Origin of the sequence: Nitrosopumilus adriaticus (assembly GCF_000956175.1) — an archaeon.
Taxonomy (GTDB): domain Archaea; phylum Thermoproteota; class Nitrososphaeria; order Nitrososphaerales; family Nitrosopumilaceae; genus Nitrosopumilus; species Nitrosopumilus adriaticus.
The window spans coordinates 1,023,529-1,037,235 of record NZ_CP011070.1; the positions used below are offsets into that span (position 1 = coordinate 1,023,529).

Genomic DNA, 13,707 nt, shown 5'->3' on the forward strand with positions numbered 1-13,707 from the left:
TATCAAATCCACCAATTGCCGGAGATCCAACAATCACTGCAATAGTGATGACAATTCCTAATGCAATTCCCACTATAATGAATCGCTTGTTCATGCTAAAACTTGGACATACCCCAGATAAAAACGGATTGTAAACTTTTGGAATAAATATGGAAGAATGCTTTAAAGGAAAAATTACTAAATTAATTCATGGCTGAAATTACACTTGCAGTAGCCGCACTAGCAGGATTAGGATCATTTGTAGCACCATGCATTTTACCTATGATACCAGCATTTCTAGCATACATTTCTGGAACCACGCTTACGGAATTGAATCAAAAAGGTAATTCCAAAACAATTTCCGTAAACAGAACAAACATTGTATTGAATTCCATATTTTTTGTTTTAGGATTTTCAGCAGTGTTTTCAATATTGGGAGTAATAATTAACAGCGTTCTTGGAACTACCGCAGGAGAATTTGTAGATATACTAAATCAAGTTGGAGGAATTATTATTGTAGGTTTTGGGATTTTCTTACTGCTGTCTATAAAGATAAACAAACTAAACATGGAAAAAAAGTTCTTCCCGAAAATGAATAAAGCGAGTTATCCAATGTCATTTGTTTTTGGACTTGCGTTTGCAGTAGGATGGACGCCATGTGTTGGGCCAATATTGGGAACAATTCTCACACTAGCAGCAACTACACCATCTGTTGCATTTAATTTACTACTAGTCTACTCACTTGGTTTAGGGATTCCATTCATTTTGATTGGAGTGTTTTATTCCCGGGCAAATAGAATTATCCGCTCAATGAGCAAACATCTGAAATATTACAACATGATCCTAGGCGGATTTATTATAATTTTAGGAGTTCTGGTATTCACAAATCAATTGGCATATATTGCAAATTTTCCACTTCTCAACGAGTTAATCTTTTTAGGGTGAATAAATGAAATCTGAAATTAAAACTGCGTTGATTCTAGGAATTGTGATTGTAATAGGCCTGGGAATTACTAGTACTGCCCTATCTACTCTTGATCAAGAATCAAAGACAATTACCATTCAAGATACAAGCTCAAAGACAGGAATTGACAAATCAGGATTTAAAACTGCACCAGATTTAGTTGGAATTGCATATTATCTCAATACTACACCTGAAGAGCTAAAGGAGCAAATCAAAGACAAAGTTGTACTATATGATATTTGGACATACAGTTGCATTAATTGCGTAAGAACGCTCCCATACATTACAGCATGGGATGACAAATACGAAGAACAAGGATTGTTAATCATTGGAATTCATTCACCTGAATTTGAATTTGAGAAAAATCCAGATAATGTTAAAATGGCAATCGACAAACACGGTATAGATTATCCAGTTGTCATGGATAATGAAATGGAAACATGGAAAGCATTTGAGAACAGATACTGGCCAAGAAAATACATTGCAGATCATGAAGGGTATATCAGATATGATCATATTGGTGAAGGCAGATATCAGGAAACTGAAAAAATTATTCAGCAACTAGTAGAAGAAAGAGCAACGTCACTTGGAATTCAAATGTCTGCAGAGAAATCCCTGGTAGACATAGAAGAATTTGAACATACAGTTTTTAGAACTCCTGAGTTATACTTTGGATATCATTTTGCTCAAAATAGAAACCAGCTGGGAAGCAGTGAAGGTTTTCAACCCGGAAAAATTGTAAAGTATTCAGAACCTAGCAAAATTGATTTGCACAAGTTTTACCCTATAGGGGATTGGGAAAACTTTGAAGACAGTATGGAGCTAGTATCAGAAAACGGCTCAATCAAACTATTATACAATGCAAAAGAGGTAAACATCGTTACAGAAAACAATGCAGAATTAGAAATATTTCTCGATGGGAAACCACTTCCTATCGAATATGCTGGAAAAGACATTACTTATGATAACATATTGACAGTTTCAGAGGCTGGATTATACAACGTCATCAACAGTGAAGACAGTGCTTCACATACCCTTGAAATCAAAGTAAAGGGCAAAGGATTTCAGATATTTACATTCACATTCGGATAGTGTAACCAAAGCATAGTGTAACCCCAGTTACACCATCTATGGTGACAAATCTCTTTAAAAGAAATATTTTCAGTCAGATTAGGAAATTAAGATTTGATCAGTAATTCTTGGAATAAAGCAGAAGGAGAAAGTATCTCTCAAAAAGTTATGGGAAGGGTAAAGCCCGATGAACCACTAAAGAACAAAATCGACTTTGCCCAGAAGAAATTACAATTTCAAATATCAAAATTAGAATCAATTAATGAAAAATTACAGAAAAAACACGATATTATCTTTGAAAAGATTGTAAACGCACAGAGAAACAACAAGCCAAGTTATGCTCAGGCATATGCAGGCGAATTGACTCAGGTAAGAAAAATGAAAAACATGGTTAGTGGTGCAAAACTATCGATGGAGCAAGTAAAGCTTAGACTCGATACTGTTTCAGAATTAGGAGATGTGGTAGTTACTCTTAGTCCATGTATGTCAATTATCAAGGGACTGAGTCCATCACTTAGCGGAATTATGCCTGAAGCAAATGCATCAATGCAAGATTTGTCAGAAATTCTAGGCGATGTAATGTCAGGATCTTCTGTGAATATGGGAGATACAATGAGTGCAGGTGTTGAAACAAATGCAGACACATTAGCAATTCTAGAGGAAGCTCACAATGTAATTGCAGGTCAGACAAAATCATCCATTCCAGATGTTCCAGACAGTCTCAAAAAACAAATTGTTGAGAAAAAGACAGACATTTTCATTTAATATTGTATAATCAATGTTGGAAGGATTTATTCTATAAATTTAGAATCACATTTAAGAATTTACCAACAATTTAAAACAAATTTTTTTTCCATGTATCCAATGACTAAATCAAGAACATCTCTAATGCTAATTGCATTATCAATAACACTTCTCGGTTCCATCTCAATAGGGCTAATTCAAGAAAGTGAAGCAGCTAAAGGACAAGGGGTGCCATTACCTCAAATAGGCTCCAACAAAGTTTGTGGAGATAGACTCTGCTCCGAATCAGCTTCAAATCCTGTATCTCAAAAGGAACGCACAGTGGAAACAACTTCCGAAGATGTAGAGTGTAAAAGTAATGAGGGCAAAACACGAACCTATTACATTGCTGCAGACGAAGTAGAGTGGAATTATGCTCCATTGGGAATAAATCAGATGAAAGGACAAGAGTTTAATGAAGATGAAAATGTATTTGTTGAAAATTCTTCAGATAGAATTGGAAGTACCTACATCAAGGCATTATATCGTGAATACACAGATAATACGTTTTCAAAACTCAAACCAAGAGCTTCTGAATGGCAGCATCTTGGAACATTAGGACCAATAATACATGCCGAAGTATGCGACACAATCAAAGTTGTATTTAAAAATAATTCTGAGAAACTAGATTACTCAGTTCATCCACACGGAGTCTTTTATGATAAAGATTCAGAAGGTGCAGAATACAATGATGAAACATCTGCAAGTAACAAGTCTGATGGCATAGTTGCTCCAGGTCAAACTCACATCTACAAGTGGACAGTACCAGAACGTGCAGGTCCAGGACCAAATGATCCAAGTTCAATTATCTGGATGTATCATTCACATGTTGATTCTCCAATGGATACAAATTCAGGACTTGTTGGCCCAATGGTTGTAACATCTAAAGGAATGGCAGATTCTAATGGAAGACCAATTGGCGTAGACAGAGAAATGGTAAGTCTCTTTACAGTTTCTGATGAAAATTCTAGTAACTATCTCTGTGATAATCTAGAAAAATTCACTGAGGAAACTTGTGATAACGAAGAATTAGTTGGAGATGACGATTTTGCTGAAAGTAATCTCATGCATGGTATTAACGGATATGTCTATGGTAATTTACCAGGACAGACTGTTCATAAAGGCGAACATGTACGTTGGTATCTAATTGGTATGGGAACCGAAGTAGATCTGCACACACCACATTGGCATGGAAACACGGTCTTGTGGAATGGAATGAGAGTTGATGTAATGGAATTGATGCCAGCTAGTCTAAAAACAGTTGATTTTATTCCAGATAACGTTGGAACATGGATGTTCCACTGTCATGTCAATGATCATATCTCAGCAGGAATGATGTCACTATTCAAAGTGATATAATTTCATTTTTTTATTTTGATTTCTTTTTACTTTTTTGAATTAAAATTTTTTTTATTCTAGAAATTGTAGGATAGCTGTATCCTCGACGACGATAATTTGCAATCATCATCTTCCAGTTTTTCAATCTCCATTGAGCTTGCTCGGTAGTGACAGAATGAACTTCTTTTTGGATAATGCTTTTTCTGCCAACCTTTAGAGTTCCCGCATCTTTTGCAGACCATCTATTTTTTGCAAATTTTAATCCAGTAAGAATCTCAGTTACAGGCATTTCTTTGAAATATTCTTTTAATTTTTTTAATTCTGCATCAGAGGGTTTTTCAGAAATTGGTATTTCTATAGTGGTTTTAACCATGAATAATCTGGTTTCTTATGCTTTAAGAGAATCACGCTAAATCAGAATTAACAAAAATGGACAATAATAGAATTATTTTGACACTATTTTAGCAATTCAGGGGGATATTGGCATTTTTACATAGTGTGTTGTATAATCCAAATCCAAAAATAATTGCAGCAAAAGCAGCCAAAGGAATCAAAATGAATATTTTAGTTTTAAGACCCACATCAATAATGAAATATGTGGTTATAAAATTGTGACATTTTTACCCAACACTAATAGTAAAGATACCTTTTGTTTTTGGATCTTGTAGTAATGTAACCATGTCTCTAGGCAACAGATCAGATGCCTTATCACATTTAATTGCCAATGTTCTCGGACAAATAAAATCACTTTTTCGAATTACAATATCTTCAGTATGAGAAAGTATCAATTCAGGATGGCCTTTTCCCTCTAAAACAAATTCTTTATCTGCAACACGAATAGAAAATTTAATTTTTGATTCAGGATTTTTTAATTGGTTTTTTAATTCCAAAGGCAAATCGGCACAGCTAGAACTTGCATTAACGCCAATAATACAGTCACCTTGTGGAGTTAAATGAGATTCCTTTGTAATCTCAATTGTTTTTTGATGATTTGATCTAATATTTTCGTGTCCTGAAAATAAAATTTCAAATTTCACAATCATTAATAATTAAAAACTCAAATTAAACTTTACAAGTAATTCCTTACATCTAAAAAATTCATTGCTTCCATTTTTGTGCTTCAACAATGCATTTATCATAAAAATCAGGAGCGACATAATTACAAACTCTATCCTGGAATTTTCTAAAGAACTTTCCAAGGCATTCATATTGATTTTCCTCATCTTCAATATACGACAAACATGTTTGAGGGCTTCTTTTCATATAGGCAAAATTACTAATGCATTCTTGAGGATTATCAAATTTCATACACATATCTGGCTCATCCATTCGCAACGCAGAATTTACTTCTTTTACCAAAGATTTTTCTGAAGACACAGAGGTAAAAGAACCAATTATAGAAAATGCCAGAACCATAATTACTGCTATCATCATAATACCACCAATAGTAAAACCAAACATTGGATTCATTTTATAGATCTATAATATTGCAATAATTCTAATAAAATACAGGATATTTTATTTTGATAAACAGGATATTATATGTAAAAATCTTAATTTTAGAAAAATAAAGATACGATCAGTATTTTGTCGAGCCTATGGAAAAAAATAAAATCTTCCTCAGCGAGAGTACGGTTTAAATTGTACATTCAAAGCATTGGAATTAAATGCTTCCTGCACAACAAGGTTACGATAGAGCAATCACAGTATTTTCCCCAGATGGCAGATTATACCAAGTCGAATATGCCATAGAAACAGTACGAAGAGGAACAATTGCTGTTGGTGTGAAATGTAAAGATGGAATTATTATTGCAGTTGAAGAAAAACCAAGAAAATTACAAATTTCAAAAACAGCTCAAAAGATTTTTCAAATAGATGATCATGTAGGTGTTGCAGCGGCAGGATATATTCCAGATGCAAGAAGTCAAGTAGACAATGCACGATTCTTTTCTCAAAGTAACAAAATGATTTATGATGAATCAGTAGAGGTTGAAACTATTGCAAAACATTTAGCTGACCAATGTCAACAATATACCCAATATGCAGGAGTGAGACCTTATGGTGTTGCATTAATTCTAGGCGGAGTTGTAAATAACACCCCACAGTTGTATCTAACCGATCCTAGTGGAACTTACATTTCCTATGATGCAATTGCAATTGGTTCAGGCTCTGATCAAGTTACAGACTTTTTAGAAAAAACATACAAAGATGATCTTTCATTAGACGATGCTGCCACATTAGCTGCTGCTGGAATTTATCTATCAAGTGAGGATAAAGAAAGTACAAGTCACATCAGAATGGCACATATAAAAACAGAGACTGGTTTATACGAATTAGTTTCAGACGAGCAGATTGCAAATTATGCAAAAACTGCTAAAGAGAAATATCCACACGACCAAAAGTAATCATACAAGTGGTCTTAGGAGAATAAATCAAATGAAATTATCCGTTGCCATTCCAGAATCTGCATTATCTGACGAATCACTGAAAATAGATAAAACAAGAAAAATTTCAGTTCTTGCAAGAGCATGTGCAATTTTTAAGATTGACACAATATTCGTTTACCAAGAAGGGAACAACAGGAATGACGGGAGCTTGATGGTAATGATTTTAAAATATTTAGAGACACCTCAATTTTTGAGAAGAAGGTTATTTCCAAAGATGAATGATCTGAAATTTGCAGGAGTTTTACAGCCACTCAAAATTCCAAGTCACATCACTCCAGTTAATTCTAAGAAAATAATTCCAGGAGATGTAAGAGAAGGAATTGTAATTAGTGTCAAAGGTAAACGGTTTGTCGATGTAGGGATCAACCAATTAATTCCATTTTTTGGAAAGACATCCATAGGTAAAAGAGTAACAGTACAATTCAAAGAAGGATATCCAAAATTATCTGTAAAAGAAATTGATAAAGCAGAAATTCAGTCCTATTGGGGATATTCGGTAAAAGAGAGAGCAAATTTATTTTCGATATTGGCAGAATGGAAAGGCAACATCATCATAACATCAAGAAAAGGCAAAACTGCCACTAAAGAACAGATTGCAAAATATGTAAAATCAGATCAGCCAACACTCGTAGTTTTTGGATCTCCTGAGAAAGGAGTTCACGAAATACTTGGCGGTAAAATGAAAAACGTTCAAAATGCAAAATCATTGAACTTTTTTCCAAATCAAGCAACAGAAACTGTACGTCTAGAGGAGGCTTTACTTGGGACATTAGCAATAATTAATGCTCAAAGCACTTCATGATATGCCAGAGAAAAAAAATTTCCTATTATTTGCTATTGCATTAGGAGTAGCAGGAATAATTATTGGCGGAATAACAATTTGGAACATGGCAACAGATTTGTTAAACCCATAAAATTTTAGTCACTCATCGTTAACTTGGTTTTTTTTTCTGGTTAACGATGTCTCACATGGTTTAATAGAGGGATTTCAAGATGCGATTTATCCATGGGAGCTAGAAAAAACCATCAACCACGTAGAGGAAGTCTTGCATATTCACCTAGAGTGCGTGCAAAAAGTATGGAGGCACGTATTAGAGCATGGCCAAAATTAAATTCTGAAGAGCCAAAAATTTTAGCCCACTGCGGATTCAAAGCTGGATGTGTTCAGATAGTAAGTATTGATGATAGAGAAAAAGTTCCAAATGCAGGAAAACAGCTCGTTAGTCTTGGAACAGTCCTAGTTACACCACCAGTATTGATTTTAGGCATTAGAGGATATTCAAAAGATCATGACGGTATGCATGCAGAGTTTGATGTCTATGCAGAAGATATTCCAAAATACATTTCAAAAGAAATTACACTAAAAAACAAAGAAGGTGCATTGGAAAATGCAGAGAAATCAATTAAAAAAATAAAAGAAATTTTTGCAATAGTTGCAGTATCACCCAGAGCAGCAGGACTAGAACAGAAAAAACCTTACATTTTTGAAGCTTCAGTAAGTGGAGGAGACATACAAAAGCAGTTTGCTCATGTAAAAGAATTACTTGGAAAAGAAATTAAGATTGATCAAATTTTTGAAACGGGAGCAAGTGTAGATGTTGCTGCAATTACTAAAGGTAAAGGATGGCAAGGTGTAATTCAAAGATGGGGAGTAAAAAAGAAACAACACAAGTCAAGAAAGACAGTCAGAGAAGTTGGTTCTCTTGGTCCAATATCACCACAAAGTGTCATGTATACAGTTCCAAGAGCAGGACAAATGGGATTTCATCAAAGGGTAGAATATGATAAACGAATAATGATTATGGGTAATGCGGATGATAAACAAATTAAAATCAATCCAGACGGAGGGTTCAAACACTTTGGACTTGTTAAAGGTGATTTCATCATTCTAAAAGGATCAGTCCCAGGAACATATAGAAGATTAATCAAACTAAGAAGTCAAATTAGAAATGTACCAGCTAAAATCAATAAGCCAAACATTTTGGAGGTAGTAATCTAATGAAAACAGCAGTACATACTACAACTGGAACAAAAGATGGTGAAGTAGAACTACCCTTAGTATTTTCAACTCCATTTAGACGAGAATTAATTCACAAGGCTTTCACTAATTTAACATCCCACAAATTCCAACCACAAGGAAGACATCCATCTGCAGGTCAAGATGTTGTTGCAGATTCAAATGATCCTCCAACAGGTCAGGGTGTTTCCAGAGTTGCTAGAAGTACAGGTGGAGGCGGCGGAAGACAAGGTCAGGGTGCAGAAGTAGCATCTACCAGAGGTGGAAGACAAGCACATCCACCAATCGTAGGCAAAGTAATTTACAAAAAATTAAACAAAAAAGAAAATAAATTGGCATTGTGTTCTGCAATTGCTGCAACAGCATCAAAAGAACTTGTAGGTCAAAGAGGCCATAAAATTGAAGGCATAGAATCATTCCCAATTATCGTATCAGATGAAATTGAATCAATTTCAAAAACAAACGAAATGACAAAAATCCTAGATGCTCTAAAACTTACACAGGATGTAGAAAGATTAGAGTCTAGAAAACCACGTTCTGGACAATCAAGACTTAGAGGGAGAAGTAAAAAAGTTGGAAAAAGTGTTTTGTTTGTTACAAAAGACGATTCAAATATCAAAAAAGCAATTGGTGCATTACCAGGAGTAGAAGCAAAAAGTGTCAAAGATTTGAGTGTGCTTGATTTAGCACCAGGTTCTGATCCAATTAGATTAACAGTATATTCTAAATCAGCAATTGAAGAAATTGGAAAAATAAAATCAACACATCTAGAAGTTATGGTGAAAACACAATGAATGTAGATCAAGCAAGTAAAATCATCTTAAAACCATACATTACGGAAAAAACATTTGCCATGGTAGAAAATGAAAGTAAAATTTGTTTTATCGTAGAAAGATCTGCAAGTAAACCAGAAATTGCCGAGGCTGTAAAAGCTCTTTACAATCAAAACGTCACAAATGTCAACACTGCAAGAACAATTTATGGCAAAAAAGCATTTGTTCAATTTGAAAATACTGAAAAAGCCAGAGATTTGGCAACAAAGATAGGAATGCTATAATATGGACCACAAAACTCGAAGTACATTAACAGAGGAGAAGAAGATTGGTTAAAGAATTTCTATACAGAGGCATTCCAAAAGAGGAGCTTGACAGTATGTCCTTAGAAAAATTATTCTTATTATTCAATTCCAGACAAAGAAGATCACTTACAAGAGGAATTACCGATGGAAAGAGAAAATTGATTGAAGAAATAAAAGCTGCAAAAGCAGGCAAAGTAAAAAATCCTATCAAAACTCATGTTAGAGATTTGATTGTTTTACCATACATGGTAGGAGTTACAGTAAACGTATTTTCAGGAAAAGAGTTCCGTCCAGTAAACATCACAACAGAAATGATCGGGCATTACTTAGGAGAATACGTAATAACAAACAAGAGAGTTTCACACGGTGCCCCAGGTGTAGGTGCATCAAGATCCAGTCTCTACGTACCACTAAAGTGATTATTATGGGTAGATTCAATTACGCTTTCCAAAATTATGATGCAACGAAACATGTACGTTCATCATTAAGAGAAAAAGACATCTCACACAAACATGCACGTGAAGTTGCAGTTTCTATCAAAGGATTGTCAATTGAGAAAGCAAGAGACTATCTTCTTGCAGTAATTAACAAAAAAAGAGCAGTTGCATTTAGAAGATACAAAAATCAAGTTGGGCATAAAGCAGATCCTGGTATGATGTCAGGTCGTTATCCACAAAAAACCGCAAAAGAGTTTATCAAAGTTTTAGATAATTTAGAATCAAATGCAGAATACAAAGGAATGGATTTAGATAGATTAAAAATAGTAAATGCTACTGTTCACAAAGGCGTAATTGTAAAAAGATTCATTCCAAGAGCTATGGGAAGAGCAACTCCCAAAAACAACGTATTAACTCACGTAGAATTGGTGGCACAGGAGATTTAGAAATGTCAGCAGTCAAAAATGTAATTAAAGACAACTACAACATGATGCTTCTCAAAGATTATCTTAGAGAAGCAATTAAAGATGCAGGATTCTCACATGCAGAAATCTCAAAAACACCAGTTGGTACAAGGGTTGCACTACATGTAACTAGACCAGGAATTGTTATTGGAAGAAAAGGTTCTGGAATCAGAGCACTTACAGACAAACTTGCATCAGATTTCGGATTAAAAAATCCACAAATTTCAGTAGTGGAAATTGAAAAACCAGAATTAGCTCCAAGTGTAATGTGTAATAGAATGGCAGCACATCTTGAAAGAGGAACAGCATTTAGAAGAGCAACAATGTGGACATTAAAACAAATAATGGAAAATGGTGCAATGGGTGTCCAAATAACCATTTCAGGAAAACTTAGAGGTGACCGTTCTGCTTTTGAAAAACATACAGCAGGAATATTACCAAGAGCAGGCCATCACGCAGAAGTCATCGTTGCAGAAGACATTGCTCACGTAAAAACAGCCATGGGGTTAATTGGTATTAGAATAAGAATTGCAAATAAAGCTAAACTCGTTCCAGAATTTGAAATGAAAACCGAAAAAGCTATGAATACAAAACAAATCAAAGACAAGGGTACTGGAAAAATGCGAGACGAGACTGCAGCTGAAACAAAAGCTAGAACAGAATCAGAACAAATTGCACTTGAAGAAGAAAAAATGAAAGAACTTGAAACATTAGAAGAAGAGGAGGCACAATTGAAATGACCAGAATCAGCATGAAAACAATAAAGCAATTAAATGAAAAAGATCTTAAGAGTAAAATTCAAGAGACACGTAGTGAACTTGCAAAACTTAGAGTAGATGCCTCTAAAGGCACACTAAGAAAAGAGAGTGGCAAATTAAAACCACTACGTCACGACATTGCACGAATGCTAACCAGAATAAACGAGATGAAAAGAGAAAAATGATAACTGCAGATAATATTACATCACATGAATTCATAGGATTGAACACAGAGATTGTAAAATCTACCAATCCTCAAGTAATAGGATTAAATGGAAGAATCATTAATGAAACAAAATCAATGTTCACAATAAACACAATAAATGGCGATAAATCAATGGCAAAATCAACAAACAGTTGGAAATTTTCAATAAACAATAACGACATAGTAGTTGACGGTTCAAAAATTACTAAAAGACCTTTTGACAGATTAGGAGCTAAAGCATGACACGAGATATCGGATTAAAAGTAAAAGAACCAAAAGAGCAATGTACAGACAAACATTGTCCATTCCACGGAAATTTATCAATTAGAGGAAAACTCTTTGATGGAAAAGTTACTGGAAGTAAAGCTAAACAAACTATCACATTACAAAAAGATGCACCAATTTACTTTAGCAAGTTCAAGAGATATGCAAGAGGAACAAGTACAATTCACGCACACGTTCCAGAATGTATCGATGTTGAAACAGGAAATCATGTTTTGACTGCAGAGTGCAGACCAATATCAAAGTCTGTATCATATGTTGTTGTGGAGGTTAAAGCATAACATGGCAAAACAAGCAGGTAAAGGAGTAGAGGAATTCCGTCCATATGTTACCCGTTCAATTCCTGTAGGTGCAAATATTGTATGTGCAGACAACTCTGGCGCTAAAATTTTAGAAGTTATCAATGTTCCAAGACACAAAACAAGAGTGTCCAGACTTCCTGCAGCAGCTGTAGGAGATTTTTGCAATGTGGTCGTAAAGAAAGGACCGGCAGAATTAAGAAAACAAGTCTATGGAGCAGTTATTGTTAGGCAAAAATATGCAGTTCGTAGATTAAACGGTGTAAGAGTTTGTTTTGAGGATAACGCAGCAGTGTTGATTACACCTGAAGGAGAAACAAAAGGAACAGACATCAAAGGACCAGTAGCAGCAGAAGCTTCAGAAAAATGGCCAAGAGTAGCTAACTTGGCATCAATGGTGGTATGATAAAATGAAACCAACAAAAATGCGCAATAATATGATTTTTCGTGCAACATTTCAAACTAGAAGTAAACAACTTGGAAGCACATTATCAAAGGATCTTCGTAAAAAATATGGAAAGAGAAGTGTTCGTGCAATTGAAGGTGACAGTGTGACAATACTCCGAGGAGAATTCAAAGGAGTTGAAGGAAAAATATCCAAAGTATCTACTCAAAAAAGCAGTGTTGCAATTGATGGAGTAAAGAAAGAAAAAACTAAAGGAGATAAATTTGATGTTTATATTCACACATCTAATCTGTTAGTAACTTCACTTAGTACTGATGACAAATGGAGAATTTTAAAACTTGAGGGCAAGAATCCAAGCAAGCAACCTAAAGTGACACCTACAAAAGATACTCCAACTAAAGAAGAGCCTAAAGAAACAAAAGTAGAAGAAAAAAATGAAAAAAAGGAAGATGAGAATTAATGGTAAGTATAGCAGGCAGTAAAAAACTCAAACGTCAAATGGCCCCACAGTTCTGGGGAATTAACAGAAAAAGCAAACGATTTGTAATTACTGTAAAACCAGGTCCACATAAAAAAAGTCATGCAGTACCATCTGCAGTATTTCTAAGAGACATGTTAAACATCGTCACTAGTCTTAGGGAAGCAAAAAGTTCAATTTATTCAGGAAAGATAAAAGTAGACGGAATTGTTAGAAAATCACTTCATCATGCAATAGGGCTAATGGATGTTGTAGAGTTGGAAAATGTTTCAGAGGTTTATCGTTTAGTTCCTACTGAAGAAAAATTACTACAACCAATAAAGATTAACGAATCTGAGAAATCAAAAAAATTGGTCAGAGTCACAAGTAAGACTACCATCAATAAAGGGCAAACACAAATAGGATTTCATGATGGGCGTTCAATAATTTCAGATAGCAAAGTAAGTGTTGGAGATACATGTTTGATTCAAATTCCAGAAGTTAAAATTCTCGAAATTATTAAATTAGAAGTAGGAAGTCACGGTTTAGTAACACGTGGAAATAACACAGGTAAAGTAGGAAAGATTGAAACAATCGAAGAAGGAACATTCATTCTTCCAAAAAGAGTTATTCTAGCACTAGAAGATAGAAAAATCGAGATTCCTGCAGACATCATCATGTCAATTGGTAAAGGAGAGCCAGTTATTCAAATAAAGTGATCT

Annotated in this window: 23 protein-coding genes; 20 read left to right on the forward strand and 3 right to left on the reverse strand. The window is 34.6% G+C overall.

Translation table 11 applies throughout. The features are described from left to right. The first annotated feature begins 189 nt into the window (after positions 1-189). The 4 genes from NADRNF5_RS05970 (at position 190) to NADRNF5_RS05985 (ending at position 4,156) form a co-directional block, all read left to right on the forward strand. On the forward strand, positions 190-924 hold the full coding sequence (locus tag NADRNF5_RS05970; protein WP_048116206.1) for a cytochrome c biogenesis CcdA family protein: 735 nt from the start codon (positions 190-192) through the stop codon (positions 922-924). A gap of 4 nt (positions 925-928) precedes the next feature. After that, positions 929-2,035 carry a redoxin family protein gene (locus tag NADRNF5_RS05975; RefSeq protein WP_048116207.1) on the forward strand — a complete coding sequence of 369 codons (1,107 nt, stop codon included), beginning with the start codon at positions 929-931 and terminating at the stop codon, positions 2,033-2,035. 93 nt (positions 2,036-2,128) lie between these two features. Continuing rightward, positions 2,129-2,779 (forward strand): Snf7 family protein, encoded by a 651-nt coding sequence (locus NADRNF5_RS05980; protein WP_048116208.1) that lies wholly within the window; start codon positions 2,129-2,131, stop codon positions 2,777-2,779. A gap of 99 nt (positions 2,780-2,878) precedes the next feature. Beyond that, positions 2,879-4,156, forward strand: coding sequence for a multicopper oxidase domain-containing protein (locus NADRNF5_RS05985; protein ID WP_202812729.1), 1,278 nt, complete (start codon positions 2,879-2,881; stop codon positions 4,154-4,156). A 10-nt stretch (positions 4,157-4,166) separates the two neighbouring features. On the opposite strand, the gene NADRNF5_RS05990 is transcribed toward NADRNF5_RS05985, so the two are convergent. Further along, entirely contained in the window at positions 4,167-4,508 is a 342-nt protein-coding gene (locus tag NADRNF5_RS05990) for a hypothetical protein (protein WP_048116209.1), read from the reverse strand. A gap of 107 nt (positions 4,509-4,615) precedes the next feature. On the opposite strand from NADRNF5_RS05990, the gene NADRNF5_RS11790 reads away from it, so the two are divergent. Next, entirely contained in the window at positions 4,616-4,750 is a 135-nt protein-coding gene (locus NADRNF5_RS11790) for a hypothetical protein (RefSeq protein WP_257719691.1), read from the forward strand. A gap of 5 nt (positions 4,751-4,755) precedes the next feature. Here the strand turns inward: NADRNF5_RS11790 and NADRNF5_RS05995 are convergent, their stop codons facing one another. Both NADRNF5_RS05995 and NADRNF5_RS06000 read right to left on the reverse strand, forming a co-directional pair. Then, positions 4,756-5,172 (reverse strand): DUF371 domain-containing protein, encoded by a 417-nt coding sequence (locus tag NADRNF5_RS05995; protein WP_048119219.1) that lies wholly within the window; start codon positions 5,170-5,172, stop codon positions 4,756-4,758. Positions 5,173-5,233: 61 nt separating this feature from the next. Beyond that, positions 5,234-5,569 carry a hypothetical protein gene (locus tag NADRNF5_RS06000; protein WP_237089214.1) on the reverse strand — a complete coding sequence of 112 codons (336 nt, stop codon included), beginning with the start codon at positions 5,567-5,569 and terminating at the stop codon, positions 5,234-5,236. A 233-nt stretch (positions 5,570-5,802) separates the two neighbouring features. Between NADRNF5_RS06000 and psmA the strand changes: the two genes are divergently transcribed. From psmA to NADRNF5_RS06070, 15 genes are all read left to right on the forward strand, one after another. Then, a complete protein-coding gene (gene psmA, locus NADRNF5_RS06005; protein ID WP_048116211.1) occupies positions 5,803-6,540 on the forward strand; it encodes an archaeal proteasome endopeptidase complex subunit alpha in 738 nt (245 codons plus the stop codon). A 31-nt stretch (positions 6,541-6,571) separates the two neighbouring features. Next, positions 6,572-7,384, forward strand: coding sequence for a putative RNA uridine N3 methyltransferase (locus tag NADRNF5_RS06010; RefSeq protein ID WP_048116212.1), 813 nt, complete (start codon positions 6,572-6,574; stop codon positions 7,382-7,384). After that, positions 7,365-7,496 carry a hypothetical protein gene (locus NADRNF5_RS11795; RefSeq protein ID WP_257719692.1) on the forward strand — a complete coding sequence of 44 codons (132 nt, stop codon included), beginning with the start codon at positions 7,365-7,367 and terminating at the stop codon, positions 7,494-7,496. The genes NADRNF5_RS06010 and NADRNF5_RS11795 overlap by 20 nt, the downstream gene beginning before the upstream one ends. A gap of 92 nt (positions 7,497-7,588) precedes the next feature. Beyond that, positions 7,589-8,581: a 50S ribosomal protein L3 gene (locus tag NADRNF5_RS06015; RefSeq protein WP_048116213.1), complete on the forward strand. Its 993-nt coding sequence runs from the start codon at positions 7,589-7,591 to the stop codon at positions 8,579-8,581. Continuing rightward, positions 8,581-9,393 (forward strand): 50S ribosomal protein L4, encoded by an 813-nt coding sequence (gene rplD / locus NADRNF5_RS06020; RefSeq protein ID WP_048116214.1) that lies wholly within the window; start codon positions 8,581-8,583, stop codon positions 9,391-9,393. Before NADRNF5_RS06015 ends, rplD begins: the two co-directional genes overlap by 1 nt. Then, positions 9,390-9,656 (forward strand): 50S ribosomal protein L23, encoded by a 267-nt coding sequence (locus NADRNF5_RS06025; RefSeq protein WP_048116215.1) that lies wholly within the window; start codon positions 9,390-9,392, stop codon positions 9,654-9,656. The genes rplD and NADRNF5_RS06025 overlap by 4 nt, the downstream gene beginning before the upstream one ends. 44 nt (positions 9,657-9,700) lie before the next feature. Further along, entirely contained in the window at positions 9,701-10,096 is a 396-nt protein-coding gene (locus NADRNF5_RS06030) for a 30S ribosomal protein S19 (RefSeq protein WP_048116216.1), read from the forward strand. A gap of 5 nt (positions 10,097-10,101) precedes the next feature. Continuing rightward, the gene (locus tag NADRNF5_RS06035; protein WP_048116217.1) at positions 10,102-10,560 is read left to right on the forward strand and encodes a 50S ribosomal protein L22; all 459 of its coding nucleotides are present in this window, start codon (positions 10,102-10,104) and stop codon (positions 10,558-10,560) included. Between the two features lie 2 nt (positions 10,561-10,562). Then, on the forward strand, positions 10,563-11,318 hold the full coding sequence (locus NADRNF5_RS06040; protein WP_048116218.1) for a 30S ribosomal protein S3: 756 nt from the start codon (positions 10,563-10,565) through the stop codon (positions 11,316-11,318). After that, positions 11,315-11,521 carry a 50S ribosomal protein L29 gene (rpmC, locus tag NADRNF5_RS06045; protein WP_048116219.1) on the forward strand — a complete coding sequence of 69 codons (207 nt, stop codon included), beginning with the start codon at positions 11,315-11,317 and terminating at the stop codon, positions 11,519-11,521. Before NADRNF5_RS06040 ends, rpmC begins: the two co-directional genes overlap by 4 nt. Next, positions 11,518-11,784, forward strand: coding sequence for a ribonuclease P protein component 1 (locus NADRNF5_RS06050; protein ID WP_048116220.1), 267 nt, complete (start codon positions 11,518-11,520; stop codon positions 11,782-11,784). Before rpmC ends, NADRNF5_RS06050 begins: the two co-directional genes overlap by 4 nt. Beyond that, complete coding sequence (locus tag NADRNF5_RS06055; protein ID WP_048116221.1) at positions 11,781-12,104, forward strand: 30S ribosomal protein S17; 324 nt, start codon at positions 11,781-11,783, stop codon at positions 12,102-12,104. The genes NADRNF5_RS06050 and NADRNF5_RS06055 overlap by 4 nt, the downstream gene beginning before the upstream one ends. A gap of 1 nt (position 12,105) precedes the next feature. Continuing rightward, positions 12,106-12,528, forward strand: coding sequence for a 50S ribosomal protein L14 (locus NADRNF5_RS06060; RefSeq protein ID WP_048116222.1), 423 nt, complete (start codon positions 12,106-12,108; stop codon positions 12,526-12,528). 4 nt (positions 12,529-12,532) lie between these two features. Beyond that, positions 12,533-12,988 (forward strand): 50S ribosomal protein L24, encoded by a 456-nt coding sequence (gene rplX / locus NADRNF5_RS06065; protein ID WP_048116223.1) that lies wholly within the window; start codon positions 12,533-12,535, stop codon positions 12,986-12,988. Then, positions 12,988-13,704 carry a 30S ribosomal protein S4e gene (locus NADRNF5_RS06070; protein ID WP_048116224.1) on the forward strand — a complete coding sequence of 239 codons (717 nt, stop codon included), beginning with the start codon at positions 12,988-12,990 and terminating at the stop codon, positions 13,702-13,704. Before rplX ends, NADRNF5_RS06070 begins: the two co-directional genes overlap by 1 nt. Positions 13,705-13,707: the final 3 nt, after the last annotated feature.

Excerpts from the sequence above, each read along its gene's own strand:
- NADRNF5_RS06010 (WP_048116212.1), top strand. The coding sequence starts at position 6,572 with ATGAAATTATCCGTTGCCATTCCAGAATCTGCATTATCTGACGAATCA.
- NADRNF5_RS05975 (WP_048116207.1), top strand. The coding sequence starts at position 929 with ATGAAATCTGAAATTAAAACTGCGTTGATTCTAGGAATTGTGATTGTA.
- rplD (WP_048116214.1), top strand. The coding sequence starts at position 8,581 with ATGAAAACAGCAGTACATACTACAACTGGAACAAAAGATGGTGAAGTA.
- NADRNF5_RS06050 (WP_048116220.1), top strand. The coding sequence starts at position 11,518 with ATGATAACTGCAGATAATATTACATCACATGAATTCATAGGATTGAAC.
- rplX (WP_048116223.1), top strand. The coding sequence starts at position 12,533 with ATGAAACCAACAAAAATGCGCAATAATATGATTTTTCGTGCAACATTT.
- NADRNF5_RS05985 (WP_202812729.1), top strand. The coding sequence starts at position 2,879 with ATGACTAAATCAAGAACATCTCTAATGCTAATTGCATTATCAATAACA.
- NADRNF5_RS06055 (WP_048116221.1), top strand. The coding sequence starts at position 11,781 with ATGACACGAGATATCGGATTAAAAGTAAAAGAACCAAAAGAGCAATGT.
- NADRNF5_RS06070 (WP_048116224.1), top strand. The coding sequence starts at position 12,988 with ATGGTAAGTATAGCAGGCAGTAAAAAACTCAAACGTCAAATGGCCCCA.
- rpmC (WP_048116219.1), top strand. The coding sequence starts at position 11,315 with ATGACCAGAATCAGCATGAAAACAATAAAGCAATTAAATGAAAAAGAT.
- NADRNF5_RS05970 (WP_048116206.1), top strand. The coding sequence starts at position 190 with ATGGCTGAAATTACACTTGCAGTAGCCGCACTAGCAGGATTAGGATCA.
- NADRNF5_RS06000 (WP_237089214.1), bottom strand. The coding sequence starts at position 5,569 with ATGATGATAGCAGTAATTATGGTTCTGGCATTTTCTATAATTGGTTCT.
- NADRNF5_RS06060 (WP_048116222.1), top strand. The coding sequence starts at position 12,106 with ATGGCAAAACAAGCAGGTAAAGGAGTAGAGGAATTCCGTCCATATGTT.
- NADRNF5_RS06040 (WP_048116218.1), top strand. The coding sequence starts at position 10,563 with ATGTCAGCAGTCAAAAATGTAATTAAAGACAACTACAACATGATGCTT.
- NADRNF5_RS06025 (WP_048116215.1), top strand. The coding sequence starts at position 9,390 with ATGAATGTAGATCAAGCAAGTAAAATCATCTTAAAACCATACATTACG.
- NADRNF5_RS06035 (WP_048116217.1), top strand. The coding sequence starts at position 10,102 with ATGGGTAGATTCAATTACGCTTTCCAAAATTATGATGCAACGAAACAT.
- NADRNF5_RS05990 (WP_048116209.1), bottom strand. The coding sequence starts at position 4,508 with ATGGTTAAAACCACTATAGAAATACCAATTTCTGAAAAACCCTCTGAT.
- NADRNF5_RS11795 (WP_257719692.1), top strand. The coding sequence starts at position 7,365 with ATGCTCAAAGCACTTCATGATATGCCAGAGAAAAAAAATTTCCTATTA.
- NADRNF5_RS06015 (WP_048116213.1), top strand. The coding sequence starts at position 7,589 with ATGGGAGCTAGAAAAAACCATCAACCACGTAGAGGAAGTCTTGCATAT.
- psmA (WP_048116211.1), top strand. The coding sequence starts at position 5,803 with ATGCTTCCTGCACAACAAGGTTACGATAGAGCAATCACAGTATTTTCC.